Origin of the sequence: Sphaerimonospora thailandensis (assembly GCF_016863115.1) — a bacterium.
In the GTDB taxonomy this organism is placed as follows: domain Bacteria; phylum Actinomycetota; class Actinomycetes; order Streptosporangiales; family Streptosporangiaceae; genus Sphaerimonospora; species Sphaerimonospora cavernae.
In genome coordinates this window covers 24,961-50,951 of sequence record NZ_BOOG01000039.1, presented here as the reverse complement: position 1 = coordinate 50,951, position 25,991 = coordinate 24,961, and the positions used below count along the sequence as shown (strand labels likewise).

The 25,991-nt window shown below is 69.3% G+C and carries 23 protein-coding genes and 1 pseudogene; 12 read left to right on the top strand and 12 right to left on the bottom strand.

The genetic code is table 11. The features are described from left to right. The first annotated feature begins 67 nt into the window (after positions 1-67). The gene (gene ettA, locus Mth01_RS20100) at positions 68-1,732 is read left to right on the top strand and encodes an energy-dependent translational throttle protein EttA (RefSeq protein ID WP_204017443.1); all 1,665 of its coding nucleotides are present in this window, start codon (positions 68-70) and stop codon (positions 1,730-1,732) included. An 82-nt stretch (positions 1,733-1,814) separates the two neighbouring features. Beyond that, positions 1,815-2,291, top strand: a complete 477-nt coding sequence (locus Mth01_RS20095) for an acyl-CoA thioesterase (protein WP_308440821.1) — start codon at positions 1,815-1,817, stop codon at positions 2,289-2,291. 3 nt (positions 2,292-2,294) lie between these two features. Here Mth01_RS20095 and Mth01_RS20090 read toward each other — a convergent pair whose 3' ends face one another. From Mth01_RS20090 to Mth01_RS20075, 4 genes are all read right to left on the bottom strand, one after another. Then, positions 2,295-3,812: a glycoside hydrolase family 13 protein gene (locus tag Mth01_RS20090; protein WP_204017442.1), complete on the bottom strand. Its 1,518-nt coding sequence runs from the start codon at positions 3,810-3,812 to the stop codon at positions 2,295-2,297. 30 nt (positions 3,813-3,842) lie between these two features. Continuing rightward, positions 3,843-4,226 (bottom strand): globin, encoded by a 384-nt coding sequence (locus Mth01_RS20085; RefSeq protein ID WP_204017441.1) that lies wholly within the window; start codon positions 4,224-4,226, stop codon positions 3,843-3,845. Between the two features lie 45 nt (positions 4,227-4,271). Next, positions 4,272-5,315, bottom strand: a complete 1,044-nt coding sequence (locus Mth01_RS20080) for a mechanosensitive ion channel family protein (RefSeq protein ID WP_239089836.1) — start codon at positions 5,313-5,315, stop codon at positions 4,272-4,274. Between the two features lie 483 nt (positions 5,316-5,798). Then, positions 5,799-6,059: a hypothetical protein gene (locus tag Mth01_RS20075; protein WP_204017440.1), complete on the bottom strand. Its 261-nt coding sequence runs from the start codon at positions 6,057-6,059 to the stop codon at positions 5,799-5,801. A gap of 329 nt (positions 6,060-6,388) precedes the next feature. Between Mth01_RS20075 and Mth01_RS20070 the strand changes: the two genes are divergently transcribed. The 4 genes from Mth01_RS20070 to purU all read left to right on the top strand — a co-directional run bounded on the left by Mth01_RS20070 (position 6,389) and on the right by purU (position 11,769). Then, the gene (locus Mth01_RS20070; protein WP_204017439.1) at positions 6,389-8,011 is read left to right on the top strand and encodes a helix-turn-helix transcriptional regulator; all 1,623 of its coding nucleotides are present in this window, start codon (positions 6,389-6,391) and stop codon (positions 8,009-8,011) included. Beyond that, positions 8,008-8,514: a GNAT family N-acetyltransferase gene (locus Mth01_RS20065; RefSeq protein WP_204017438.1), complete on the top strand. Its 507-nt coding sequence runs from the start codon at positions 8,008-8,010 to the stop codon at positions 8,512-8,514. Before Mth01_RS20070 ends, Mth01_RS20065 begins: the two co-directional genes overlap by 4 nt. Before the next feature lie 202 nt (positions 8,515-8,716). After that, on the top strand, positions 8,717-10,795 hold the full coding sequence (locus Mth01_RS20060) for a tetratricopeptide repeat protein (RefSeq protein ID WP_239089835.1): 2,079 nt from the start codon (positions 8,717-8,719) through the stop codon (positions 10,793-10,795). A 110-nt stretch (positions 10,796-10,905) separates the two neighbouring features. Continuing rightward, the gene (gene purU / locus Mth01_RS20055) at positions 10,906-11,769 is read left to right on the top strand and encodes a formyltetrahydrofolate deformylase (RefSeq protein ID WP_204017437.1); all 864 of its coding nucleotides are present in this window, start codon (positions 10,906-10,908) and stop codon (positions 11,767-11,769) included. A gap of 19 nt (positions 11,770-11,788) precedes the next feature. On the opposite strand, the gene Mth01_RS20050 is transcribed toward purU, so the two are convergent. Further along, positions 11,789-13,867: a prolyl oligopeptidase family serine peptidase gene (locus tag Mth01_RS20050; RefSeq protein WP_204017436.1), complete on the bottom strand. Its 2,079-nt coding sequence runs from the start codon at positions 13,865-13,867 to the stop codon at positions 11,789-11,791. A 316-nt stretch (positions 13,868-14,183) separates the two neighbouring features. Here Mth01_RS20050 and Mth01_RS20045 point away from each other — a divergent pair, with 316 nt between their 5' ends. The 3 genes from Mth01_RS20045 to Mth01_RS20035 are packed head-to-tail and all read left to right on the top strand — an operon-like array spanning position 14,184 to position 15,782. Beyond that, a complete protein-coding gene (locus tag Mth01_RS20045; RefSeq protein WP_204017435.1) occupies positions 14,184-14,693 on the top strand; it encodes an HNH endonuclease in 510 nt (169 codons plus the stop codon). Between the two features lie 13 nt (positions 14,694-14,706). Continuing rightward, entirely contained in the window at positions 14,707-15,525 is an 819-nt protein-coding gene (locus Mth01_RS20040; protein WP_204017434.1) for a GNAT family N-acetyltransferase, read from the top strand. A gap of 29 nt (positions 15,526-15,554) precedes the next feature. Further along, positions 15,555-15,782: an FmdB family zinc ribbon protein gene (locus Mth01_RS20035; RefSeq protein WP_204017433.1), complete on the top strand. Its 228-nt coding sequence runs from the start codon at positions 15,555-15,557 to the stop codon at positions 15,780-15,782. Between the two features lie 15 nt (positions 15,783-15,797). Here the strand turns inward: Mth01_RS20035 and Mth01_RS20030 are convergent, their stop codons facing one another. The 3 genes from Mth01_RS20030 to Mth01_RS20020 form a co-directional block, all read right to left on the bottom strand. Continuing rightward, on the bottom strand, positions 15,798-16,289 hold the full coding sequence (locus Mth01_RS20030; protein WP_204017432.1) for a helix-turn-helix transcriptional regulator: 492 nt from the start codon (positions 16,287-16,289) through the stop codon (positions 15,798-15,800). Positions 16,290-16,427: 138 nt separating this feature from the next. Beyond that, complete coding sequence (gene ilvD / locus Mth01_RS20025) at positions 16,428-18,266, bottom strand: dihydroxy-acid dehydratase (protein WP_204017431.1); 1,839 nt, start codon at positions 18,264-18,266, stop codon at positions 16,428-16,430. A 129-nt stretch (positions 18,267-18,395) separates the two neighbouring features. Then, positions 18,396-19,067 (bottom strand): nuclease-related domain-containing protein, encoded by a 672-nt coding sequence (locus tag Mth01_RS20020; RefSeq protein ID WP_204017430.1) that lies wholly within the window; start codon positions 19,065-19,067, stop codon positions 18,396-18,398. Between the two features lie 505 nt (positions 19,068-19,572). Here Mth01_RS20020 and Mth01_RS30300 point away from each other — a divergent pair. After that, positions 19,573-19,629, top strand: a pseudogene (locus Mth01_RS30300) (hypothetical protein); the annotation flags it as partial. A gap of 31 nt (positions 19,630-19,660) precedes the next feature. Here Mth01_RS30300 and Mth01_RS29825 read toward each other — a convergent pair. Both Mth01_RS29825 and pepN read right to left on the bottom strand, forming a co-directional pair. Next, positions 19,661-20,215, bottom strand: a complete 555-nt coding sequence (locus Mth01_RS29825) for a hypothetical protein (RefSeq protein WP_239089834.1) — start codon at positions 20,213-20,215, stop codon at positions 19,661-19,663. Positions 20,216-20,395: 180 nt separating this feature from the next. Continuing rightward, positions 20,396-22,960, bottom strand: coding sequence for an aminopeptidase N (pepN, locus tag Mth01_RS20010; protein WP_204017429.1), 2,565 nt, complete (start codon positions 22,958-22,960; stop codon positions 20,396-20,398). Positions 22,961-23,276: 316 nt separating this feature from the next. On the opposite strand from pepN, the gene Mth01_RS20005 reads away from it, so the two are divergent. Beyond that, positions 23,277-24,683, top strand: coding sequence for an aldehyde dehydrogenase family protein (locus Mth01_RS20005; RefSeq protein WP_204017461.1), 1,407 nt, complete (start codon positions 23,277-23,279; stop codon positions 24,681-24,683). Positions 24,684-24,689: 6 nt separating this feature from the next. Here the strand turns inward: Mth01_RS20005 and def are convergent, their stop codons facing one another. Continuing rightward, positions 24,690-25,178, bottom strand: a complete 489-nt coding sequence (def, locus tag Mth01_RS20000; RefSeq protein WP_204017428.1) for a peptide deformylase — start codon at positions 25,176-25,178, stop codon at positions 24,690-24,692. A gap of 169 nt (positions 25,179-25,347) precedes the next feature. On the opposite strand from def, the gene Mth01_RS19995 reads away from it, so the two are divergent. Next, entirely contained in the window at positions 25,348-25,815 is a 468-nt protein-coding gene (locus Mth01_RS19995; RefSeq protein WP_204017427.1) for a ribose-5-phosphate isomerase, read from the top strand. On the opposite strand, the gene Mth01_RS19990 is transcribed toward Mth01_RS19995, so the two are convergent. Beyond that, positions 25,779-25,970 (bottom strand): hypothetical protein, encoded by a 192-nt coding sequence (locus Mth01_RS19990; protein WP_204017426.1) that lies wholly within the window; start codon positions 25,968-25,970, stop codon positions 25,779-25,781. The two genes, Mth01_RS19995 and Mth01_RS19990, sit on opposite strands and share 37 nt — an antisense overlap. Positions 25,971-25,991 lie beyond the last annotated feature (21 nt).

Genomic DNA, 25,991 nt, shown 5'->3' with positions numbered 1-25,991 from the left:
ACCGACAAGATTTGCCCGGGCGACGCGATGGGGCGAAGCTTGGAGAGCGGGGCACTAGGCTGGTGGCATGCCGGAGTACATCTACACGTTGCAGCGCGTGCGTAAGGCGCACGGCGACAAGGTGGTCCTCGACGACGTCACGCTGTCGTTCCTCCCGGGGGCCAAGATCGGAGTCCTGGGCCCGAACGGCACGGGCAAGTCGACGCTGCTCAAGATGATGGCCGGGCTGGAGCAGCCGTCCAACGGCGAGGCCCGTCTGATGCCCGGTTTCACGGTCGGCATCCTCCTGCAGGAGCCGGCGCTGAACGAGTCCAAGACCGTCCTCGGCAACGTCGAGGAGGGCGTCGCCGAGACCAAGGCCATGCTCGACCGCTTCAACGAGATCGCCGAGCAGATGGCCACCGACTACAGCGACGAACTTCTGGCGGAGATGGGTAAGCTCCAGGACGCCCTCGACCACCGCAACGCCTGGGACCTGGACAGTCAACTCGAGCAGGCGATGGACGCACTGCGCTGCCCGCCGCCCGACGCGGACGTCTCCAAGCTGTCCGGCGGTGAGCGCCGCAGGGTGGCCCTGTGCAAGCTGCTGCTGGAGCAGCCGGACCTGCTGCTGCTCGACGAGCCCACCAACCACCTCGACGCCGAAAGCGTCCTGTGGCTGGAGCAGCACCTGGAGAAGTATCCGGGCACCGTCCTGGCCGTCACCCACGACCGCTACTTCCTCGACAACGTCGCGGGCTGGATCCTGGAGCTCGACCGGGGCCGCTGCTTTCCCTACGAGGGCAACTACTCCACCTACCTTGAGGCCAAGGCCGCCCGCCTCAAGATCGAGGGCCAGAAGGACGCCAAGCGCAAGAAGCGCCTGGAGGAGGAGCTGGAGTGGGTGCGCTCCAACGCCCGAGCCCGTCAGACCAAGAGCCGGGCCCGCCTCGAGCGCTATGAGGAGATGGCGGCCGAGGCCGACAAGTATCGCAAGCTCGACTTCGAGGAGATCCAGATTCCGCCGGGCCCGCGTCTGGGCACCACGGTCATCCGGGCCGAGAACCTCACGAAGGGCTTCGGCGACCGCCTGCTGATGGACGGGCTCTCCTTCGACCTTCCCCGCAACGGCATCGTGGGCATCATCGGCCCCAACGGCGTGGGCAAGACCACGCTGTTCCGCATGATCATCGGCGATGAGACTCCGGGCGAGGGCTCGATCAAGATCGGTGATACCGTCAAGATCTCGTACGTGGACCAGAGCCGCGGCGGGATCGACCCGAAGAAGAACGTCTGGGAGGTCGTCTCCGACGGGCTCGACCACATCAAGGTCGGCCACGTGGAGATGCCTTCGCGCGCGTACGTCGCGGCGTTCGGGTTCAAGGGGCCGGACCAGCAGAAGCCCGCCGGCGTCCTGTCCGGTGGCGAGCGCAACCGGCTCAACCTGGCGCTGACCCTCAAGCAGGGCGGCAACGTGCTGCTGCTCGACGAGCCCACCAACGACCTCGACACCGAGACGCTGTCCAGCCTGGAGAACGCACTGCTCGACTTCCCGGGCTGCGCGGTGATCACCTCGCACGACAGGTGGTTCCTCGACCGCATCGCCACCCACATCCTGGCCTGGGAAGAGGGCTCGAACTGGTTCTGGTTCGAGGGCAACTTCGCCGACTACGAGAAGAACAAGGTCGCGCGGCTGGGAGCCGAGGCGGCCCGCCCGCACCGGGTCACCTACCGCAAGCTCACCCGCGACTGACGCGAGGTCATCCGCGCCTGACCGTGACCCACCCGCACCCCCGGCCACCGGCCGGGGGTCGCGGGTGGTCTACGTTTCTGCCGTGACCGACTCGCACCACCCCACGACGTTCCACGGCCCCACGACGCCCCAACCGCCCGGCGACGCCGAGAGTACGAGCCGATTCGTCTTCGAGCGCTCGGTGCGCTTCGGCGACATCGACAGCCTGGGTCATGTCAACAACGTCCGCTTCTTCGACTACCTCGAGGACGCGCGGGTCGCCATGCTCCACCCGCTGCGGCGGGAGAACGGCGGCGCGCGACTGGGCCTCGTGGTCGCCCGGCACGAGATCGACTACCGGCGGGCCCTCGACTTCAGGATCGAGCCGGTCCGGGTGGAGGTCTGGGTGACCGAGATCACCCCGGTACGGTTCAACCTGGCCTACGAAATCCGAGACGACGACGCACTCTACGTCGAAGCGCGCAGCGTGATGGTCGCCTTCGACGTGGCGGAGGCCCGCCCTCGCAGACTAGACGAGGACGAGCTCGTCCACCTGAAGCGGTTCCTCACCGCGCCCTGAGGGTCAGCGGCCGGTCAACCAGGCCGCGGTGTCCGCCGGCAGGTCCATTCCGTCGAGGGGACCGCTGGAGATCAGCACGTGCTCGTGCGGCGGGAGCCGTACGGGATCCTCCCCGCAGTTGATGGCGCAGGTCAGCCGGCCGCGCCGGAGGAACAACGCGTCGCCGGGAGCGGGGAGCCACTCGATCGCGTCCGGCAGCGTGCCTCTCAGGTCCCGGCGGACCGCCAGGGCCCGCCGGTAGAACGACAGCGTCGACGAGGCATCGGCGATCTGCCGTTCCACCGTCGACTCGGCCCAGTCGTCCGGCTGCGGCAGCCAGGACCCGCCGCCGCCGAAGCCGTACGGCGGGGCCGTCCCGGACCACGGGAGCGGCACCCGGCAGCCGTCCCGGCCCGGTAGTTCGCCCTTCGAACGCTTGAAGATCGGATCCTGGCGGGCCTGCGGCGGCAGGTCGGTCACCTCGGGCAGGCCGAGTTCCTCCCCCTGGTAGAGGTAGGCGGACCCGGGGAGGGCGAGCATGCTCAGCAGCGCGGCCCTGGCCCGGTCGAGCCCCGCCGACGGGTCGAGTGACCCCTCGCCGTAGCGGGTGCGGTGCCGTACGACATCGTGGTTGGACAGCACCCAGGTCGGCGCCGCCATCGCGCGCAGCGTGTCGTCGATGACCTTCCGGAACGCCGTGGCCGACCACGGGGCCTCCAACCAGGCGAAGTTGAAGCTCTGGTGCAGCTCGTCGGGGCGGACGTAGAGCGCGAGGTCGTCGGCGGAGTCGGTCCAGACCTCGCCGACGGCGACCCGTGTGCCCGGGTAGGAGTCGAGGACGCGGCGCCACTCCCGATAGATGTCGTGTACCCCGGGCCTGCTCCACATCGGCGATCCGGAGCGGAAGCCGGGACCGGTGTCCGGCAGCCCCTCCGCCTTGATCAACCCCATCGCCACATCGATGCGGAAGCCGTCCACCCCGCGGTCGAGCCAGAAGCGCAGGATGTCGAGGAACTCCGCGCGCACCTCCGGATTGCGCCAGTTGAAGTCGGGCTGCTCGGGCGCGAACAGGTGCAGGTACCACTGTCCGTCCGGCACCCGGGTCCACGCCGGTCCGCCGAACGTGGACAGCCAGTTGTTCGGCTCGTCCCGGAACATGTACCGGTCGCGCTCCTGGGAGCCCCTGGGGGCCGCCAGAGCCTTCTGGAACCACGGATGGGCCGAGGAGCTGTGGTTGGGCACGACGTCCACCATCAGCCGCAGGCCGTGCGCGTGGACGTCGGCGACGAGGGCGTCGAAGTCGGCGAGCGACCCGAACAGCGGATCCACGTCGCGATAATCGGCCACGTCGTACCCGCCGTCGGCCATCGGGGAGGGATAGAAGGGGGTCAGCCAGATCGCGTCGACGCCGAGGTCCGCGAGGTACGGCAGGCGAGCCCGGATGCCGGCCAGGTCGCCCACACCGTCACCCGAGGCGTCGGCGAAGCTGCGTACGTAGATCTCATAGACGACGGCGTCGCGCCACCAGGGGGTCTCTTCCATGTTCGAGTGGCTGCCCGGCACTCGAGTGGATTATGCGTTCACCAGGCTGTAGGCGGCGTAGACGAGGTACTTCCAGAGCTGCTCCGCCCGCTCCGGCGGCAGCTCCAGCGAATGAATCGCGTCCTGCATGTGCCCCAGCCAGGCGTCGCGCTCACGCTCCCCGATGACGAACGGGACGTGCCGCATGCGCAGCCGCGGATGGCCACGGCGCTCGCTGTAGGTGTTCGGGCCGCCCCAGTACTGGATCAGGAACAACCGCAGCCGCTCCTCGGCCCCGTCGAGGTCATCCTCGGGGTACATCGGGCGCAGCAACGGATCGGTCGCGATGCCCTCATAGAACCGGTGGACGAGCCGCCGGAAGGTCTCCTCGCCTCCGACGGCGTCATAGAAGGACTCGGTCTGCTCGCTCGTCACGGTCTCAGCCTAGGTCAGCTACCGACTGGTAGGTTAAACGCGCCGTCAGCCGGCGAAGGCCAGGGCCCTCTCGTCGAAGGCCCGCTTGACGCGCAGCCGCAGCTCGCGGGTGACCTCCTCGTGCCGTACCGGGGCGGTCTTGGCGGTGACCCGGAAGATCACGGTCGAGGCGGAGAGCTGCTCCAGCCCGAAGACCTCCGGCTCCTCGATGATCAGCTTCTGGTGGAAGTCGGGGTCCTCCCACAGCCCGGTCGCGATGCCTTTCAGCAGGTCGCGCACCGCGCCCAGATCCGAGTCGTACGGCACGGGCACGTCGACCAGCGCCCTCGACCAGCCCTGGGACTCGTTGCCGACCCGGCTGATCGTGCCGTTGCGCACGTACCAGACCTTTCCGTCGGCGTCGCGGAGGCGGGTGATCCGCAGGGTGACGGCCTCGACCGTGCCGATGGCCGAGCCGGTGTCGATCACGTCGCCCACGCCGTACTGGTCCTCCAGCAGCATGAACATGCCCGCGATGAAGTCCTTGACCAGCTCCTGCGCGCCGAAGCCGACGGCGACGCCGAGGATGCCGACGCTGGTCAGCAGCGGGGCGAGCGCCACATTCAGTTTGCCGAGCATCATGAGCGCGGCCGTGCCGAGGATCAGCACCGACGACACGCTGCGCAGCACGGAACCCATCGCCTCGGCCCGCGCCCTGCGGCGCTCGCTCAGGATGGCCGCGCTCGCGTCCGAGACCAGCAGAGCGCGGTTGCGCAGCCGCTCGGGCAGCACGCCGGTGCTCGCCCGGAGGGTAACCCGAGTGATCAACCGGTGGACGATGTTCCGTACGATCAGCGCCCCGATCAGGATCAGGGTCAGGGCGATCAGAGTGTCGGTGAAGCCGGCCACGAGCTGCACCCAGGCCGGGAATCGCTGGCCGGGGAACGAGGTCTTGAGGATCGCGCAGAAGATCCCCTGGCCCTTCTCGCAGGCCGCCGTCACGGTCTTCATCGTCTCACCGGCATTGCCGATGTCGTTCGGGTCGGGGCTGGGCGTCAGAGACGTCAGCGGGAACGACGTCAGCGGGAACGACGTCAACGGGAAGAGCACGGAGCGGATCCCCCTCGGATCGGTACGGACAGGCAACAGGAAGGTAAGCCTTCCCCATAGTGCCGACCGGACCGGCCCCCGTCACATCGCCGGGGAGACGGAAGCGCGCTCGCCGCCCGGGACGACCCGGACAGCGGGCGTGCTTCGGTGACGGATGGCAGAGCTGGGACGCGCACCCGGAAGCGCGTCCGTCGCCGTTCTCCGAGAGGGGGATCCCCCCGATGGCCGTCCGCCCCGCGTCCCGGTGACTCCCCGGGCCGGCTCGGACGGCGGTCCGTCCGGTACGGCAGGCCGTACCGGTGGTTCATGGGTGTACGGGGCCGGCGTGACGCCGCAACGTTCCCCGCCAGGACGTGGTGGAACGGCCTGGGAACGCTCCGCACCGGGCGTCTCGCCGGCCCCGGGAGCCGCGGTGGTGGCGGCGTGTCCGTGTGGCTGCGCGGACGCATCCCCGCATGCGCGGAGAGCATCCTTGGACACTCCTTACTCGCCCACCGCGGCCAGCACTCGGGCGACCTTCGTGGCCGCTCCGGCGGGGTCGTCCGCCCGGTGCATCCGCTCGCCCCACGACCACCAGTAGTCGGTCGCCTGGCAGACGACGTTCTCGGTGAGGCTGGTCGCTTCCGGATTGATGACTCGGACGTAGGCGCGACCCGCCGGGGTGCGCACGACGCGGGCGATCAGGCCCCGGGCGTCCAGTTCGGAGACCAGATGTTCCAATCGCCGGAAATCATCCTCTCCCACCTGAAGTCCTCCTTCATTTCGGCTGACGACCGGTTTGTGATCGCCGCTCTGCATCTTCGGCCTGCCCAAGATGACTCACCAAACGGAACGGGTCAACGGGCCCCAGAGCCGCTGAGGTGAAGGGAATCCCCAACTCGGTTGAAAGAAACCCCCAGTGGGGAGACGATCCTTAGTCAGCTCGTCCAAAGTGGAGACTTGGCCGCGCCAAGTTTGGTCCATCATTATTGTGTGGGCAGAGTGCGATGGAGTCGCTACTCAGCGTCACGAGCAGAGACCGGTCGGGAAACGTTGGGCTGCGAACGCGGCCCGGCCGTGAGAGAGGGGCCGGAATGTCCGGCAGGCAACACAAGGAGACGGAGATCGCGCGTCGGATCCGAGCGCGCGGCCTCGCCGCGGGCCGTGTTCCGGCCGTGATCGCCCAGGAGATCTACGAGGGGTGCGAGCCGCAGTTCGGGACGACGAGGATCAAAGCTCATCGCCTCTCGAACGGCATCGCCCTGGCGGACGTCATCGAGCAGGTGCGCGCCCTCTTCGAAAGAGACCGAAAACCCGTCCCCGGGATCGGCGAGACGCTACTGTCCGCATACGAGTCGGGCATGAAGCGCCCTGGCCCGGAATATCTCCACTACCTGTGCTCGGTCTACCGGGTCGAACCGCTCGCCCTCGGGTTCGAGGGCCCATGCATATGCGGTCACGGCCACATGATCACGGAGGCCGCGGGTAGCGGGGGCTCACAAGACGAACGACTTGACCATTCCTCCGGTGCGCGTGAGACGCGGGTTCCGTCAGACGGCGGTGACTCCTCCGCGAACGGGGGTGAGGAGGACGAGAACGTGCTACGGAGGACGCTGCTGCAGCTCCTCGTCGGCGGTGTCGGCGCCGTCGGCGCAGGTGGGGCTGTCGGGGGCGGTGGGGGCGTCGACCCCGCGCCCGCGCCGGACAGCGAGGTGCTCGGTGCGGTGGAGAGCCTTCGGCGGCGGATGGACCAGACGATTGTGAGTTCCACCGTCTCGCCGGCGATGCTCGATCACTGGGAGCAGACCACGAACGGCTTCGGCCGGCAGTACATGAACACCCAGCCGCTGCGGCTGCTCTGCGACGTGCTGCTGGAGTTCTCGGCGGTGCGCAGGGTGCTGGAGAGTCGTCAGCCCATCGAGATGCAGGAGCGGTTGTGCAAGATGGCCGCCCAGCTCGCCGGCTTGTCCGGGATGATCATGATCGATCTGGGTGATCATCGCCAGGCCCGGTCGTTCTTCCGTACCGGCCGGATCGCCGCCGACGAGACCGGTGACCGCGCGCTGCGTGCGTGGGTCACCGCCCGGGAGGCTCTGGTCCCGCTCTACTACGGAGATCCGCGCGAGGCACTGAGCCTGGCCAGGAAGAGCCGTGATCTGGCCGGACAGACGCCCTGTGCCGCCAGGACGATGGCGCCGGTCGTCGAGGCCAGGGCCCTGGCCAAGATGACGAGCGCCTCCGGCCCCCGACATGAGGTGGTGGAGCAGGCCAAGCGGGCGCTGCACCGGGCCCGGGCCGCGTTCTCCCAGATGAACGCGAGCGATCAGGAGGACCCGGCCTTCGGTTACACCGAGCGGCAGCTCTACTTCTATCAGGGGGACGTCCTGGTGCAGTTGGGCCAGACGCTGGAAGCCGACGTCATGCTGGAGCAGGCGCTCGGCAAATACACCGGAGAAGACCTGCTCGACCAGACCCTCATCCGCTTCGACCGAGCCCTGTGCCGGCACCTGGAGGGTGACATGGAGGCGGCACTGAAGATGGGGCGGGAGGCGATCGAGGCGATCGAACCCGACTACTGCACCGACCTGATGCTCCGCCCGGCACACGACCTCATCAAGGCCGTCCATTCCAAGTACGGCGACAGCCCCCTGCTCAATGACTTCCGTGACCTGGTCAACTCCCGCAAGGTCGTCAGGCGTACCGCGAGCGGGGCATGACGCCCCGGCTCAGGATCCGCCGGTACCGGTGGTCGGACCTCGACGCGGTCTGGGCCCTGCACCAGATCGGCCTCGCGCAGGTCGGTCTCATGCCGGGCGACGGCGTCTATTACGACGACGACTTTCCGCGGATCACCGAGATATACCTGGCCGACCGGGGCGAGTTCCTGGTCGGAGAGGTGATCGGTTCGGGGATCATCGCCATGGGCGGGCTACGCCGCATCGATGACGAGACCGCTGAAATGTGTCGCCTCCGGGTTCACCCCGATCATCAGCGGCGCGGCTACGGCTCGCAGATGGCCGAGGCGCTCGAGAACCGCGCCCGCCGACTGGGCTACTCGGTGCTGCGCGGCGATACCACGCTGCGTCAGGTGGCGGCGGTCGAGCTGTACCGGAAATCGGGATGGCGCGAGTTGCACCGCGAGATCCGCGGAGACACGGTCGTGGTATATGGCGAAAAACAGTTGAATGTCGTGGTTGCACCGTTTTCTATAGATAGATAATGCTTCCCCTTCTTGGCGAATTGCGGATGGTTATCGATACTTGTGCCTTGGTTCCGATCCTGTAGGAGAGAGGCACGATGAAGAAGATCATCATCCGCAAGCCCGGAACGGTGAAGCTCACCGGCACGTCGAGCGTAATCCACAAGGGGTGAAGGGCCGCCGCCACCATGTCTGGGTCAGGGGAGTCCTTTCCCATGACCGTGTGCAGGCACTCCGATCCCTGGAGCTGCCACCCCTTGTGATGCCCGTCGTCAACGGGCACCGTCGGCTGTGTGGTCCGTACACGATCGGCGGTGTCGTCCTTCGCGCGCTGGTGCCGATCGCCTTGGCGCGTTCTCCCGGGCTCGTCGCCGCGCACGACATCGAGATCCGCGCGGCCGCTCCGGATCTGCGCCCGCTGGTGCCCGCTCGAAGGGAGACCATCGAGGCACGTGTTCCGGAAGCCGAGCGGATCCTGGTCCCCGCACCACGGCGGACGCTGCGCATCGCCAACGGGATCGCGGAGTTCGTCGCGGGATGCCTGCGCGAATGCCTTCCGGGCACCTGGACGCTGGCAGCCGACAACGTGCACCAGGCCGACCCGACCGACCTCGAGCTGCTGCGGGTGCTGGCCCGGCGGGTGGAGGATCTAACTCTGGCACTGGGGTCTCCGGCACCGAGATCTCCGGCATTGGGATCTCCGGCATTTGGATCGACACCGGAGCTGGTCGAGGTGGATGCCGGCAGCAGGAAGCCCGACGGCCACACCGGAGATCACAGCGAGGACCACACCTGTGATCGCGCCGGTGATCGCGCCGCCGAGTACATCGAGTCCGACGGCACCTGCGACGATCCAGCGGCGTACGAGGCGTATCTCGCGCTGCCCGCCGATGAACGGGCACGCCGGCACGACCGGCGCGCCGCCGAACTGGAGGCCGCCGGGCTGGGGGCCGATCCCGAACAGGTGCCGGTGTTCGCGCTGGGCGCCCTGCCGTACCATCTCGAGCGCGGTGGCGACCGGGACGCGGCGCTCGGCGTGCTGTGGGCGGCGGTGGACCATTGCGTCAGGGAGGGTTTCCTCGACGCCGTAGCCGAGTTGGGCGAGCGCGGCCTGGCGCTCGCCACGCCCGGCTCCGATCTGTGGTGGCGCTTCACGCAGCGAACCGCCACCGCACTCGCCGGGCTGGGTCGGCGGGACCGCGCGCTGGAGCTGTGGGACCAGGCCAGGAGGGGGAGCGAGGAGCCCGCCGTGCATGCCGCCGCCGCGTACGGCACGGCCATGCTGGACGCCCGCCACCCCGACCCGCGACAGCGTGATCTGGGCCGGGCCACCGGCTGGATCAACGAGGCCATCGCGATCTCCACGCTGCTGCCCGACCACCGGGAGCGGGCCTTCAAGCTCGGGTTCGACCGGAACGGCCGGGCACTGATCGAACTGCGGCAGGGGAGAGCCGAGGCCGCTCTCAGCCTGGTGGAGTCGGCACTCGACCTCGCGCGGCGGGAGCTTCCCCCAGGCGCCCATCCCGTGCACCGGATGGTGCTGTACGCCAACCGGGCCCAACTTCTCGCGCGGATGGGACGGACCACCGAGGCTCTGGACGACTTCGACCGGGCCGTCGCCATCGATCCCGCCTTCCCCGATCACTATCTGGACCGGGGGAACCTGCTGTTCGAGCTGGGCCGGGTGGATGACGCCGTGGCCGACTACGAGACGGCGATGCGGATGAGCCCGCCGCTGCCGGAGGCGTACTACAACCGCGCCGAGGTCCGGTTGGCCGCCGGAGAGCTGGAACGGGCCAGGGCCGACCTCGACCACGTGCTGGAGCTGGATCCGGGATATCTCGACGCGTACGTCAACCGGGCCGGGCTGCTGGAGATGCTCGGCGAGCACGAGGCGGCCAGGCGCGACGTGGCCGCGGGGCTGGCTCTCGATCCCGGCAACGCCCACCTGCACGGTGTGCTCGGTCAGCTGGAGGCCGTGACGGGACGGTTCACCGAGGCGCGGTCCGCCTACGACGCCGCTCTGAGGGCGGATCCGCGGCTCGCCTCGGCCTGGGCGAACCGGGCGATCCTGCGCTACGAGACCGGCGACGCGGCGGGCGCGGTGGAGGATCTGACCCGGGCCATCGCGCTCGGGCGGTCTGAAGAGGACGGCGCGGCGCTCTACTTCAATCGGGGCACGGCGCTGATGGACCTGGGGCGGGTGGACGAGGCCGGACGGGACTTCCGCCGGGCGCACGCCCTCGCGCCGGACGACCCGGACATTCGGCTCGCGCTGGAACGCCACGAAAAGGCGGGGTGAACGCGGGGCGGGAAGCACCACCGGGCGGGCGAGGCGACTGGTGGCTCTACCCTTGGACGGACGGAAGCCGCACCCCGCAGCCGAGGATCGAAGTCGTTGAGGATCGAAGCATGAGCGCTGAATACGTGCTGACCCTGTCCTGCCCGGACCGCCCCGGAGTGGTCGCGGCGGTCTCGGGACTGCTGGCCCGCCACGACTGCAACATCATCGAGAGCCAGCAGTTCGGCGACCCGGTGGCGGAGCGGTTCTTCATGCGGATCCAGTTCGCGGGCCGACCGGGCATCATCGACGAGCTCCGTACGGCCTTCGCCGCGCTCGGCCCGGAGCTGGGCACCGAATTCGGCATGGAGTTCGAGATCTTCGACCTCGCTGTCAAACCCAGGGCGCTGGTGCTCGTGAGCAAGCTCGGCCACTGCCTCAACGACCTGCTCTACCGGGTGCGCTCGGGCCTGCTGCCCATCGAGATCGTGGCCGTCGCCTCCAACCATCCCGACCTGCGGCCGCTCACCCAGTCGTACGGGATCGACTACCACCACCTGCCGGTCACGGCGGAGACCAAGGCCCGGCAGGAGGCCGAGTTGCTGACGCTGGTCGGCCACTACCGGGCCGACATGGTGGTGCTCGCCCGGTATATGCAGGTGCTGTCGGAGGACATGTGCGCCAAGCTGGCCGGTCGAATGATCAATATCCATCACTCGTTCCTGCCGTCGTTCAAGGGCGCCAAGCCGTACCACCAGGCGTACTCGCGGGGTGTCAAGCTGATCGGGGCCACCGCGCACTACGTCACCCCGGATCTCGACGAGGGTCCGATCATCGAGCAGGAGGTGGCTCGGGTGAACCACACCCACTCACCGGAGGACCTCGCCGCGATCGGCCGTGACCTCGAGTGCCAGGCGCTGGCCCGGGCCGTCCGCTGGCACGCGGAGCACCGCGTGCTGCTGGACGGCCACAAGACCATCACCTTCCCCCGCTGACCGCTGGCGGGGACGGGACCTACACGTCCAGGCCCGTGTGGCCCGCGATGAACGCGAGCTGGTCGGCCATGAGGTCGACGGACCTGCTCACCGCCCGTGCGCCGTGGCCGACCTCGGCCTCGTTGCGCAGCAGGATCGGGCGGTCGCCGGACTGGGCGTGCTGGAGCGCCGCCGCCATCTTCCAGGCATGCAGCGGATGCACCCGCGTGTCGGAGGCGAAGACCGTGAACATCGTGGCGGGATAGGTCACCCCCTCACGGACGTGGTGGTAGGGCGAGTAGCCCCACAGCCAGCCGAACTCCTCCGCGATCTCGGCGGAGCCGTACTCGACGTTCCAGGTCGCCCCGAGACCGAAGCGCTCATATCGGATCATGTCGAGCAGGGGCGCCGAGCAGACCGCGGCCGCGTACAGATCGGGTCGCTGGGTGAGCGCCGCCCCGACCAGGAGACCGCCGTTCGAGCCGCCGGAGACGGCGAGACGATCCGGAGTCGTCACGCCGGCGGTGACCAGATGCTCGGCCGCGGCGTGGAAATCATCGAAAACGTTCTGCTTGTGGGCGAGCATCCCGTCACGGTGCCATTGCTCGCCCTCCTCGCCGCCGCCGCGCAGCTGGGCGACCGCGTAGACGCCGCCGGCCTCGACCCAGGCCAGCGCGGAGGCCGAGAAGCCGGGGTTCATCGAGATGCCGAAGCCGCCGTAGCCGTACAGGATCGTGGGCCTGGGACCGGAGTCCCCCTGGCGGGAGACGACGAGCATCCGGACCTCGGTGCCGTCCTTTGACCGGTAGACGACCTGCTCGGTGTGGGCCTCGGGCACCTCGACCGCGCCCGGCGGGGCCTCCCACAGCGTGGTCTCGCCGGTCTTCGAGTCGAATCGGTGGACGGTCGTCGGCGTGATGTTGTCGGTGTAGCTGAACCAGACCTCATGGCCGCCCTCCGGACGCTCGATCAGCGCGCCGACCGAGCCGAGTCCGGGCAGCGGGACCTCGCCGATCCGCTCGCCGTTGTCCATGGCGTGGATCGTGACCTCGGAGATCGCGTGCCGGGTCCATCCGACGAGCAGGACATGGTCCGCGGCGTCGACCTCGGCGCTGTCATCCAGGATCGCGAAACTGGTGAGCACGGCCTCCGCGTCTTCGGGGATCAGGTCACGCCAGTGCTCCCGGGTAGGCGTCTCCGGCGAGGTCACGCAGACCCGCCCGCGCGGAGCGTCCAGGTCGGTGAAGACGTAGAGCCGCCCGTCGCGGCCGAAGTGCAGCCCGGTCTGGGCGTCCACGTCCTGCTGCACGGTGACCAGTTCCGGCGTGTCGACCGGTGAGGCCGACAGGTCGGCCACCCACAGGTCGTTGCGGGGGGCCGTACCGCGCGAGGCGGAGATCGACAGCCAGCGGCCGTCGCGGGAGACCGAGACGCCGTAGTAGTTGGTCTTCTCCAGGCCCTGCCCGAAGATCATCACGTCGTCGTCCGTGGAGGTCCCGACGCGATGCAGGTAGACCCGGCGGTGGAACTGCTCCTCGCCGGCCGGGACCTCGGTGGGCGCCAGCCTGCGTACGTAGTAGAAGGCCTCGCCGCCGGGCAGCCACGCGACGGGGGAGTAGCGGCACCGGTCGATCGGCCCTTCGACGACCTCGCCGGTCGCCACGTCGATCACGAACAGGCGCGACTCCTCGTCGCCGCCCACCGAGATCTGGTACGCCAGCCGGCTGCCCTCCTTGTCGGGCTGATAGGAGTCGAGTGTGGTCAGCCCGGTGGGATCGAGGGCCATCGGGTCGAGCAGCACCCGCTCGGCGTCCCCTTCGCCCACGTAGAGGACGGGATGCTCCTGGTCGGGCGTGCGGCGAGTGAAGAACCGGCGCTCACCACGCCACGCGGGCGTGCCGACCGATCCCGAGCGCAGCAACTCGGCGACGCGGTCACGGAAGCGCTCGCGGCCCGGCAGAGCCGCCGCGCGCATCAGCACGTCCTGTGCGTCCAGCCACTCCTTGGTCGCCGGATCGTCCGGATCCTCCAGCCAGCGGTACGGGTCGGGCACCGGTGTCCCGTGCAGGTCGTCGACGATGTCGTCGCGGCGGGCGGGCGGGTACGGCAGTCGCGTCATGCTGGAACTTTAGAACAGTTGCGGCGCCCGGGTCGTGGTTGGTGCGGCCGCCGTCCGAACCCGGCCAAGCCGGGCGTAAATGGATGATCGGCTGGGAATAAGAAGCAGCAGGCGTCCCGGTCGTCAACCCCGTGGTGCGTTTATGGGGTGGCGGAGCGGACGCCGTGCAGGCCACACTCTTGGGGAAAGGGCGGTGCCGTGGTGACGATCCGCTGGGCCGTCCGGCGGAGGTCCCTGTGACGGAAGCATCCGGGTCCCAAAAGGCGGGGCCCCAACAACCAAGGCGCACAGCCGGAATTGTCGGGGAGGCCGGCTGATGCGCCAAGTTCTGCTGCTCAACGCGACCTACGAACCGCTGACCACGCTCTCCCTGCACCGGGCGGTCGTCCTGCTGCTGAGGGAGAAGGCGGACGTCGTGCACCACGACGGGCACGGCGCGGTGTTGCGCTCGGCCACCTGCACGTTCGACGTCCCCTCGGTGATCCGGCTGCGTCGCTACGTGCGCATCCCCTATCGCACGCGCATCCCGCTCACGCGGGCCGCGCTGATGCGCCGGGACAACTTCCGCTGCGCCTACTGCGGGCAGCGGGCCGAGACGATCGACCATGTGATACCCAGGTCCAAGGGCGGCCCCCACACGTGGGAGAACTGCGTCGCCTCGTGCATGCCGTGCAACCACCACAAGGCGGACAAGCTGCTGGAAGAGCTGGGGTGGACCCTGCACGTGACGCCCGCGGCGCCACGCGGAGTGCACTGGCGGCTCATCGGCGCGCAGTTCGACGGCGATCCCCAGTGGGCGCCCTACCTCGCCCGGCCGGCGGCATGATAGGCCGGTCGTCATGAGGTGGACGTTCACCAGGGATGTCGAGGAGTTCGCGGCGGTGGTCGAGCCGTGGCTGCTGCGCGACCCGGTCCGTAACACGGTCTCGCTGACCGTGTTACGCGGTTTGCGTGCAGGCCAGTACGCGGAGGACCCGCTGATGGGCTGGTTCGAAGACGACGACGGGTCGGTGGCCGGTGTGGTCGTTCACACGCCGCCCTACCCGTTGCGGATCGGTGACGTGCCCTCGCCCGCACTGTCTCTGCTGGTCCGGGAGCTGATCGAGAGGGAACGGGTGGTCGGCGCGGTCGGCGGCCCGCTGAACGCGGCGGAGGCGTTCGCGCGGGACTGGTGGCGGCCCGAACGGCACCGCAGTGTCGAACGCCTCTACCGGCTCGGCGCGCTCGCGCCGTGCGCCGTCCCTGGCAAGGCCCGTACGGCCACCATCGGCGAGCTGGACGAGGCCGCCCAGTGGTTCCGCGAGTTCCAGGCGGAGGCCGATGTGGACGTCGGCGCCGATCCCACCCCGGTCGCCTCGGCGAAGATCAATCGTGCGGAGCTGCTCTGGTGGGAGGACGGCGGCCGGTGCGTGGCGCTGGCAGCCGCCTCCACCCCCATCGCGGGCATGTCGAGGATCGGGCCCGTCTACACACCTCCCGAGTTCCGCCGCCGTGGGTACGGCAGTGCCGTGACCCACGCGGCCAGCCGGAAGGTGATGGACGAGGGGGCCGCCGAGGTGCTGCTGTTCGCCGATCTCGCCAACCCCACGTCGAACTCCGTCTACCGGAAGCTGGGCTTCCTCCCGGTCGCCGACCACGCCACGATCCATTTCACCTAGAGACCCGGCGAACGCCGTACCCTGTGAGCATGCCTCGCTATGACTACCGTTGCCGTGCGTGCGGATCCACCTTCGAACTCAACCGGCCGATGGCAGAGGCGAACGCCCCGGCCGCCTGCCCGGCAGGCCACGACGACACCGTGAAGTTGCTGTCCATGGTCGCGGTGACCGGGCGGGCCGCCGCAGCCCCCGCTCCGCGCCCCTCCGGTGGCGGTGGCGGTGGCGGTGGCTGCTGCGGCGGTGGCTGCTGCGGGTGATCTCCGGGTGACCGGTCAGGCCGCTTTGCGGCGTTTGGCCGTACGGCGCTGGAAGGGGAGATAGCGCTCGGGCAGGTGCGGCCGGGCCGGGAGATCGGTGGGCTCGACCGCGACTATCCGGTCGAATCGAAATGCCCTGATCCCGCGGCGGAGGCGGCACCAGCCGACCAGGTACCAGAACTCGCGATGGACCAGGCAGGTCACCGGCTCGACGTCGCGGATCGTGAGATGGCCCGCAGCGTCGAGATACTGGAGGCGGATCACCAGCCGGGCGGTGACGGCGTTCGCCATCAGCCTCGCCCGCCTGGCCACATCGGGCGGAAGCGGTGTGGTCAGCGTGGCCAGGGTGGTGGCGATGACGTCGTCGTCGAGGTCGAGGTGGTCGAATGCGTGACGCAGCCCGCGGCGGGCGGTGACGGACTGCGGGCCTGCCCCGAGATGGGCGAGTGACAGGGCGAGTGCGGCGATCTCCGCCGCTGTCAGCGAATGCCTTGTGACGTTGGCCATACCTTGACGATAACGGCGAGCACTGACATTTTTCCGAACACGCTATCGGGCTTTTCCGAACACGTAATCGACTTCTAACCCCACGGCCACACCCCACCGTGATCTTGCGAATCAACTGCAAGATCACGGGTTGGGTGGTCAACGGGAGAGCTGGGACAGGTCGCGGGAGGCTCCAGTTGAGGCCGAGGTGGTCAACGCCGCGTACGCCTGCAGCGCGGCGGAGACCGGCCTGTGCCGGTCACGGGCGCGGTAGCCGCCGAGGTCCGCGAGCAGCCGCTCCCGTCGGGTGGCCAGTTCCTCCTCCGGCACCCTGAGTTCGATCGATCGGCCCGGGATGTCGATTTCGATGATGTCGCCGTCGGCCACGAGGGCCATGATGCCGCCCTCGGCCGCTTCGGGCGACGCGTGCCCGATGGACAGGCCCGACGTCCCGCCGGAGAACCGGCCGTCGGTGACGAGCGCGCACGCCTTGCCGAGGCCCTTGCCCTTGAGGAAGCTCGTCGGGTAGAGCATCTCCTGCATGCCGGGGCCGCCCTTGGGGCCCTCGTAGCGGATGACGACCACGTCGCCGGGCTTGACCCTGTTCCCCAGGATGCCTTCGACCGCCTCCTCCTGGGACTCGAACACCACGGCCGGACCGGAGAACCGCCAGATCGACTCGTCGACGCCTGCCGTCTTCACCACGCAGCCGTCCTGGGCCAGGTTGCCGTACAGCACGGCGAGGCCGCCGTCCTGGGTGTAGGCGTGTTCCCTGTCACGGATGCAGCCCTCGGCGCGGTCGAGGTCGAGCGTCTCCCATCGGGCCTCCTGAGAGAAGGGCCGGACCGTGCGGACGTTGCCGGGGGCGGCGTGCCACAACTCGATCGCCTCGTCGGTGACCCCGGGCGACTTCGGGTCCCACTCGGCCAGACAGTCCGCCAGGGACGCCGAGTGGATGGTGGGCACGTCGCGGTGGAGCAGACCGGCCCGGTCGAGCTCCCCGAGGATGCCGGGGATGCCGCCGGCGCGGTGGACGTCCTCGACGTGGTACTTGGAAGTCGCCGGGGCGACCTTGCACAGGCACGGCACCCGCAGCGACACCTCGTTGATCTCCTTGAGCCCGAAGTCGACTCCGGCCTCCCGGGCCGCGGCGAGCAGGTGCAGGATCGTGTTGGTCGAACCGCCCATGGCCACATCGAGTGCCATCGCGTTCTCGAACGCGTCACGGCCGGCGATGCTCCGCGGCAGGACCGTCTCGTCGTCCTGCTCGTAGTAGCGCCGGGCGATCTCCACCACGGCGCGGCCGGCCTTCTCGAACAGCGTCTTGCGCGCCGCGTGAGTGGCGAGCGTCGTGCCGTTGCCGGGCAGCGCCAGGCCGATCGCCTCGGCCAGGCAGTTCATCGAGTTGGCGGTGAACATGCCGCTGCAGGAGCCGCAGGTCGGACAGGCGCTCTCCTCCATCGCGAGCAGTTCGTCGTCGGAGACGCTGTCGTCGGCGGCGGCGATCATCGGGTCGATCAGGTCGAGCTTGCGGCCGGGGGTCTTCCCCGCCTCCATCGGGCCGCCGGACACGAAGACCGTCGGGATGTTGAGCCGGAAGGCCGCGAGCAGCATCCCCGGTGTGATCTTGTCGCAGTTGGAGACGCAGACCAGCGCGTCGGCGCAGTGGGCGTTCACCATGTACTCGACCGCGTCGGCGATGAGCTCCCGGGACGGCAGCGAGTAGAGCATGCCGCCATGACCCATCGCGATGCCGTCGTCGACCGCGATCGTGTTGAATTCGCGCGGGATGGCGCCGGCCTCCCGGACCGCTGCGGCGACCACGTCGCCGACCTCGCGCAGATGCACGTGGCCGGGGACGAACTGGGTGAAGCTGTTGGCAACCGCGACGATCGGCTTGCCGAAGTCGCTGCCCGCCACTCCCGTGGCCCTGAGCAGCGCCCGGGCACCGACCATGTTCCTGCCGTGCGTGACCGTACGTGATCTGAGCGCGGGCATGGGCGGACTCCCATCCGAAGACTACGGGTCCTCAAATGGTACGGCTACCGCCCGGCTGTCGAGACCGCGTGTCCACGGCTCGGACGCCGTGTCGCGCCTGGCGACGGAGCCGACCGGCGGCGGGCCGCGCTACTCGTAGCGAGGCGGCAGGACCCGCCCGGCAGCACGGTAGATGGCGTCGATCTCCTCGGAGGTGAGCGACCTCTCCCGCTTGGTGATCCATTTGCGGACGAGACCGCCGGAGAACACGTCCACCTCGCGGATGTTGAGGATCCGCCACGGAATCGCCGGGCCGTAGATCGCCAGGGACGGCACGATGGTGATCTCGCGGCCCAGCGCCTCACTGATCAGCTCGCTGGCCTGGGCGGCCTCCCAGCGGGCCTCGTCGAGCCTCGGCTTCCGATTGAACGGCCCGTGGAACAGCTTGCGGTGCGACTGCACCCGCACGGGAAGGCGCCGGTCCCACTTCTCCGAGTCCACCGCGTAGACCCCGGTGGGGCCGACCACCAGATGATCGATCTGCGCCTCGCTGCCGGGGATGGCCCGGGCGTGCAGCGTCCGGTACCCGCTGCGCTCGAGCTTCTTGAGTTGGCCTTCCGTACGGCGTTCCGCGGCCGAGGTGCGCCGCCACGCCGGGATCGACGAGACGGTCCGCGCCCGATACACGGTGTCGACTATGACCGCGAGGATCGCGGCGGTGAGGCCGATCCGCCAGTTCGCGAAGAGGATTCCGGCCACGATGCCGGCCGCGAACCCGATCAGCGCGCGCAGACGCAGGTGACGGTATCTCGGGTCACGCATCAGGAAACCGATCGACGCCCGCTCGAACGGCGACTTCCGCAGGGCCGGTGTAGGGGCATGGATGTGCGCCTTCGGGGGAGCGTCGGGCGGCGGCTGCGGTGGCGGTGCGGCCGTCCGGGCCGTCGCCTGCGCGGCGGGTGGTGCCGCTGGGGTTCCCGATGCGGTCGGCGACGACTGGGACGGCTCCGACGGGGGGTCGCTCACCCAAATGGGTGACGTATCGTGACCGTTTTCGGGCGCTGGACCGGTATCCACATCACTCACGGTAGTCGAGCTGTCAACGGGCTGCCTAGTGTTGGTTGGTTCATACTTTTGTGGCCTGCTTGAACCGGTTCACGGCGCACTCCTGTGGGTATCTTCTCTAGATATCTCCGTACGAGAGGCCTACCGTTCGGTACGTGGCAGACATTCATGATCTTACCGCTCTTGAGCAGGCGGCCGCCGTACGTTCCCGGGAACTGTCCCCGTCGAGATCAAGGACCTGAACCTCGCGATCGGGAGGATCATGGCGGGCAAGGCCGGCACTCCTGAGTTCGGTATGCCGTGTCACACGGAGACCTACGTCGGCGAGCCCGCCCGTACGCCCTGGGACCTCACACGGTCCGCGGGCGGGTCGAGCGGGTCTCGGCGAGCCGTGCGGCCGCCGTACGGGCGAGGTCGATCAGCGGATCGGACGGCGGCGGCCCGGTGAGAGCGGAGACGCTGATCACGAACGTGCCCCGGCCCGACCGGGCGGCCACCAGCCCCGGATAGAGCATCGCGCCGCCGCCGATCCCCTGGATCGGCCGCCCCTGGACCCTGGTCACGATGTGGCCGAGCACCATCAGATAGCGGGAGTGCATGCCCGCGGCCGCGTGTACGTCGACCCGCACGCCGTCGCCGGACCGGTAGCTGCAGGACCGCACGCTCAGCCAGGAGGGCGCCGGAAGGTCGGCGTCGAAGGCCGCCGGGGGCCCCACGTCTATGCCGAGAACGCGCTTGAGATCTTCCGGAGTGACCAGATCGGCGGGCCGCGGCCCGTCCTCGATCAGCCGGAAAGGCGAGGTTCCGGAGGATGAGCTTCGTGGGGGTGCGGGGAAGACCTTGACGTCGCCCCGGCGTGGCGGCGCGTCGGTCAGGTGCTGGGCGCTGTCGTCTGCGGGGATCATCGGAGGGGGCCTCCTGGAAGGAACGGTAGACCCGGGTGTACGGCGTGGCGGCCCGGTCCCCTCCATCCCATCGTCGGCCGCTTGCATCCCCCTTGCGCCCCGCTTTCGCCCTCGGAACGGGCCCCGGCAGGGGTGCCGGGGCCCGTCTGTGCCTGTGCGGGACTCTGCGCCGGGCGCGGGTCAGGCCGAGGCGTCCCTCGCCTGGGCCCGCAGGGCCCGGCTGACGCCGTCGGCGCCCTCCAGCAGCAGCCGGCGCAGCGCGTGCGGCGGCTGCGCCGCGCTGATGCGGTCCTGCGTCATGGTCACGGTCTCGGGCCGGATCAGCAGGGCCGGGTAGCAGCCGATCGCGAAGTTCTGCGCCATGTCGGACGTCCACGTGCTCCAGATGCGCCCGACCTCGTCGAAGTACCTCTCGCCGTACGGCTCCAGCAGGTCGACGTGGTGCGGGTCCATGAAGCCGAGGATCGTGGAGCGCAGCAGCGCCCCGCTCAGCGTGCCGACGGTGATCGACGCCCAGGCCTGCTCCTTGGCCTCGGGCGTCGGGAGCGCAGCCCGGCACATCGCGGCCGAGCGCTCGCCCGTCGCGGTGGCATCACGCACCAGCTCCGCGTCGATGTCCTCGGCGTCGAGCACGCCGCCGACGACCAGCGAGTGCGTGAGCGTCCAGCGGAGGTCGGCGTCGACGGTCAGCCCGTCGGGTACGGCGGTGCCCTCGAGGATGCCCTTGACGAACGCCAGATCCTCGGCGGAGGTGGCGACCGCGGTGAACGCGTTGACGTACGCGAGCTGGTGGTCGGAGCCGGGCTCGGCCGCCGCGATCAGGCGGCGCAGCGCCGCGGCCAGCTCGGCGATGCCGGTCGGCCGCCACGCCGGGTCGGCGTACTGCTGCACGGCCTGGCGGGCCTGGCGCAGCACGGCCTGCACCACCGTGATGTCGCGCACCGAGTCGACCCCTGAGACCACCAGCTTCACGTAGTCACGGGTGGCCATCTCCGCGTCGCGCGTCATGTCCCACGCGGCCGACCAGCACAGGGCGCGGGGCAGGGAGTCCCGGAACGCGGTGATGGCGCCGCCCACCAGGGTCTCCAGCGACCGATCGTCGAGCCGGATCTTGGCGTAGGTGAGGTCGTCGTCGTTGACCAGCACCAGGTCAGGCCGGGGCTCGCCCACCAGCTCCGGGACGGCCGTGCGGGCGCCGACGACGTCGAGCTCCACCCGCTTGGTCCTGGTCAGCACGCCACCGTCCATCGAGTACAGGCCGATCGCGATCCGGTGGGAACGCAGGGTGGGGTGTTCGGAGGTCGCCTCCTGCAGCACGTCGAAGGAGGCGAACCTACCCTCGCCGTCGAGGGTGAACGACGGGCGCAGCGTGTTGACCCCCGAGGTCTCCAGCCACTCCTTCGACCACGCCGACAGGTCGCGGCCCGAGGTGCGCTCAAGTGCGGAGAGCAGGTCCTGCAGGCTCGTGTTGCCCCAGGCGTGCTCACCGAAGTAGTCGCGGACCCCGGCGAGGAAGTTGTCGAGGCCGACGTAGGCGACGAGCTGCTTGAGCACCGAGGCGCCCTTGGCGTACGTGATCCCGTCGAAGTTGACCTCCACGGCCTGCATGTCCGGGATGTCGGCGGCGATCGGGTGAGTCGAGGGGAGCTGGTCCTGCCGGTAGGCCCAGGCCTTCTCGATGTTGGCGAACGTGGTCCACGCGCCCTGGCCCCAGCGAGTGGCCTCGGCCTGGCACAGGACGGACATGAACGTGGCGAACGACTCGTTCAGCCACAGGTCGTCCCACCACCGCATGGTGACCAGGTCGCCGAACCACATGTGCGCCATCTCGTGCAGGATGGTCTCGGCGCGGCGCTCCACCATCGCGTCGGTGACGCGCGACCGGAAGACGTAGTCCTCGAGGAATGTCACCGCGCCCGCGTTCTCCATGGCGCCGGCGTTGAACTCCGGCACGAAGAGCTGGTCGTACTTCCCGAAGGGGTAGCGCACGCTGAAGACGCGGTGGAAGAAGTCGAAGCCCTGCTTGGTGACCTCGAAGATGTTCTCCGGGTCCAGGTGCTCGGCCAGCGACCGCCGCACGTAGATGCCCAGTGGGATCCCGTCGTGTTCGTCCCGCACGACGGCGTACGCCCCTGCGACCAGCGCCGTGATGTACGTCGAGATGCGCGGTGTGGGCGGGAAGTGCCAGCGCTTGGACGCCTGGAGCGTGCCGTGCTTGCCCCGGTGCTCCTCCAGCTTCTCGACGGAGTCGGGGGCGGCGTTGGAGACCACCTCCCAGTGGGCGGGCGCGAGCACGGTCAGCTCGAAGGTCGCCTTGAGGTCGGGCTGGTCGAAGCAGGCGTACATCCGGTGGGCGTCCGCCGTCTCGAACTGGCTGTGCAGGTAGATCTGCTGGTCGACCGGGTCGACGAACCGGTGCAGACCCTCCCCGGTGCGCATGTAGGAGGCGTCGGCGTCGATGCGCAGCTCGTTCTCCTCTGCCAGGTCCGGCAGCGGGAAGCGGCCCTTCTCGGCGTCGTAGGCGCGGACGTCGAGATCTTTTCCGTTGAGCACGACTCTGCGCACGTGAGCCCCGTGCAGATCGATGAAAGTTTCCGCCCCCGAACGGCTGGAGGTGAAGTTGACCGTCGTGATGCTCTCGAACCGCTCCTCGCCCTCGGTCAGGTCGAGTTCGACCTGATAGGACTGGACGTTCAACAGCCGGGCCCGCTCCCGCGCCTCGTCACGAGTCAGATTGCCTGCCACACCTGCTCCTCATCGCATATCAACGCCCCCGACCCAGCCGCACATCGCGAAAGGGATGGCCAGAATCTTGCCACGCCGCACCGACAAGGCAGCATTCACGACCTCTCCTACCGGGTAATGGAGAAACCGGCCGGGCTGACAGCGGGGCTGACAACCCGGGTGGTGATCGATGCAACCACATTCCGGCCAGCGCGGGGAATGGTCTCGAAATCGACCGTGTCCAAATTGATGGTGTTCGTTCGGTGATATGAGATCGAAACCGCCGGAGAGCGGCGCCGTACTCGCGTTCCGGCGGCAGCCGCGCAAGGATGAGATCGTGCGCCACCTTTACCTGAACGGAGCCTGGGTGCCGTCCGCCTCCGGCGAGAGTGTCGACGTCGTGAATCCCACCACCGAGGAGGTCGTCGACCGGGTGCCGGCGGGCTCACCCGGCGACGTCGAGGCCGCGGTCTCCGCAGCCCGTGCGGCCTTCCCGTGGTGGTCGTCGGCCGCTCCGGCCGAGCGGGCCCGGTTCCTGTCGGCGGCGGCGGGCCTGCTGCGTGAGCGAGCCGACGACATCGCCGCGACGATCGCCACCGACATGGGCGCGCCGCTCGCGCTCGCGCTGAAGGTGCAGACCCTGATGCCGGTCGGCGTCCTGGAGTCGTACGCGGAGCTCGCCGGGCGGTACGCCTTCGACGCGGGCCGGGTGGGCAATTCGCTGATCGTCCGCGAGCCCGTGGGCGTGGTGGGCGCGATCACGCCGTGGAACTACCCGCTCCACCAGATCATCTGCAAGGTGGCCCCGGCGATCGCCGCGGGCTGCACCGTCGTGCTCAAGCCGAGTGAGGTGGCGCCGCTGGCGGCGTACGCCCTCGCGGACATCCTGCACGAGGTGGGTCTGCCGCCCGGCGTGTTCAACATGGTCAGCGGGCGCGGGCCGGTCGTCGGCGAGGCGATCGCCGGCCACCCCGGCGTGGACATGGTGTCGTTCACCGGCTCGACCCGGGCGGGCCGCCGCGTCGCCGCCCTGGCCGCCGACACGGTCAAGCGGGTCGCACTGGAACTCGGCGGCAAGTCGGCCAATGTGATCCTGCCCGGCGCCGATCTGGAGACCGCCGTGAAGGTGGGCGTCGCGGGCGCCTATGTCAACTCCGGCCAGACCTGTTCGGCCCTGAGCCGCATGCTCGTGCACTGGGACTCCTACGACGAGGCGGTGCGGCTGGCCGTGGGCTTCGCCGGGAAGTACACCCCGGGTGATCCCTTCGCCGAGGGCACCCGTCTGGGACCGCTGGTCTCCGCCGCGCAGCGCGATCGGGTGATCCGCTATCTCAACCTCGGCCAGGAGGAGGGCGCCCGGCTGGTGCTGGGTGGTACGGACAGTCCGATGGAACGGGGCTTCTACGTCGAGCCCGCCGTGTTCGCCGGCGTCTCCCCGGGCATGTCGATCGAGCAGGAGGAGATCTTCGGTCCGGTCCTGTCGATCATCCCGTTCGGCACCGAGGACGAGGCCGTCGAGATCGCCAACGGCACGCCGTACGGACTGTCCGGCGCGGTGTGGGCGGAAACCGAGGAGAAGGCGCTCGCCGTGGCGCGCAGGCTGCGCACCGGTCAGGTCGCGATCAACGGCGGCAGGTTCAACCCGCTCGCGCCGTTCGGGGGCTACAAGCACTCCGGGGTCGGCCGCGAGTTGGGCGAGCTCGGACTGGAGGAGTATCTGGAGGCGAAGGCCATCCAGATGTGAGGGGAGTCAGGGCGCCTGGAGGAGGATCTTCCTGCGCTCCTCCTTGGTGAGCCTGTCGACGTACAGGGTCCCCTCGAGATGGTCGTACTCGTGCTGGAAGCACCGGGCGAGCATGCCCCTGGCCCTGACGGTGACGGGACGGCCGAGCCTGTCGAGGCCGCGGACCGTGACTCCGGCCGCGCGGGCCGTCGGCGCGTACAGCGGCTTGCCCGTCTGCCTGCTCGGCACCGACAGGCAGCCCTCCTCCTCGACGATCTGCTCCGGATCGTCGATCGTGAGCTCGGGATTGATCAGGTGGCCCTTGCGATTCGTGATGTCGTAGACGAACAGCCGCCTGCCCACGCCGATCTGCGGACCGGCCAGGCCCACCCCTTCGGCCGCGTACATCACCGAGAACATCTCGTCGATGAGGCGCCGAAGCTCCCGGTCGAAGTCCGTGACCGGCTCGGCCGGGGTGCGCAGGACCGGATCGCCGACGCTGCGGATCTCGCGCATGATGCTCCTGTTCGGCTGAGCCTTCACCGGACGTTGGCCGGTTCCGTTGGCCGGGCTCGTTGGCTGGGGCGGTGCGCCGCCGGTCGTAAGGACCGGATGCCGTTCTCGCCGCTTACTCTAGTCCGGGCCCGGCGTCCCACGCGCACGCGGAGACTGCGAAACTTGGGCTGTGCGTGTCTACATCGGTGCCGACCATGCCGGCTACGAACTGAAGAACCACCTGGCCGACTGGCTGAAGCAGCAGGGCCACGAGGTGGAGGACTGCGGTCCGTCCGTCTACGACGCGGAGGACGACTACCCGCCGTTCGTGCTGCGCGCCGCCCGCGGCGTCGCCGACGATCCGGGCAGCCTCGGCGTCGTGATCGGCGGCTCGGGGAACGGTGAGCAGATCGCCGCGAACAAGGTGCGCGGCATCCGGGCGGCCCTCGCCTGGAACGAGGACACCGCGAAGCTCGCCAGGGAGCACAACGACGCCAATGTCATCAGTCTCGGCGCGCGCATGCACACGCCGGAGGAGGCGGTCCGCTTCGTGGAGATCTTTCTGACGACGCCGTTCTCGGGTGCGCAGCGGCATGCCCGCAGGATCGGGCAGCTCTCCGGCTACGAGACGACGGGCGAGATCCCGCCCCTTCCATAGGCCGTGCTCCTGGCGTCCCGGCGGAAGTCCCGCCGGGACGTCTCGTCCCGCAGGGGGCGGTCGTCGGCCGCCTTCTGCTCCTCCGGTTTCGGTCGGGACACGTCCCGGGCCCGCATCGCGGTGAGCGCCGTGATCTGCAAGCTCTGCAGTGCCATGTCCCGAACCCTACCCGGAAG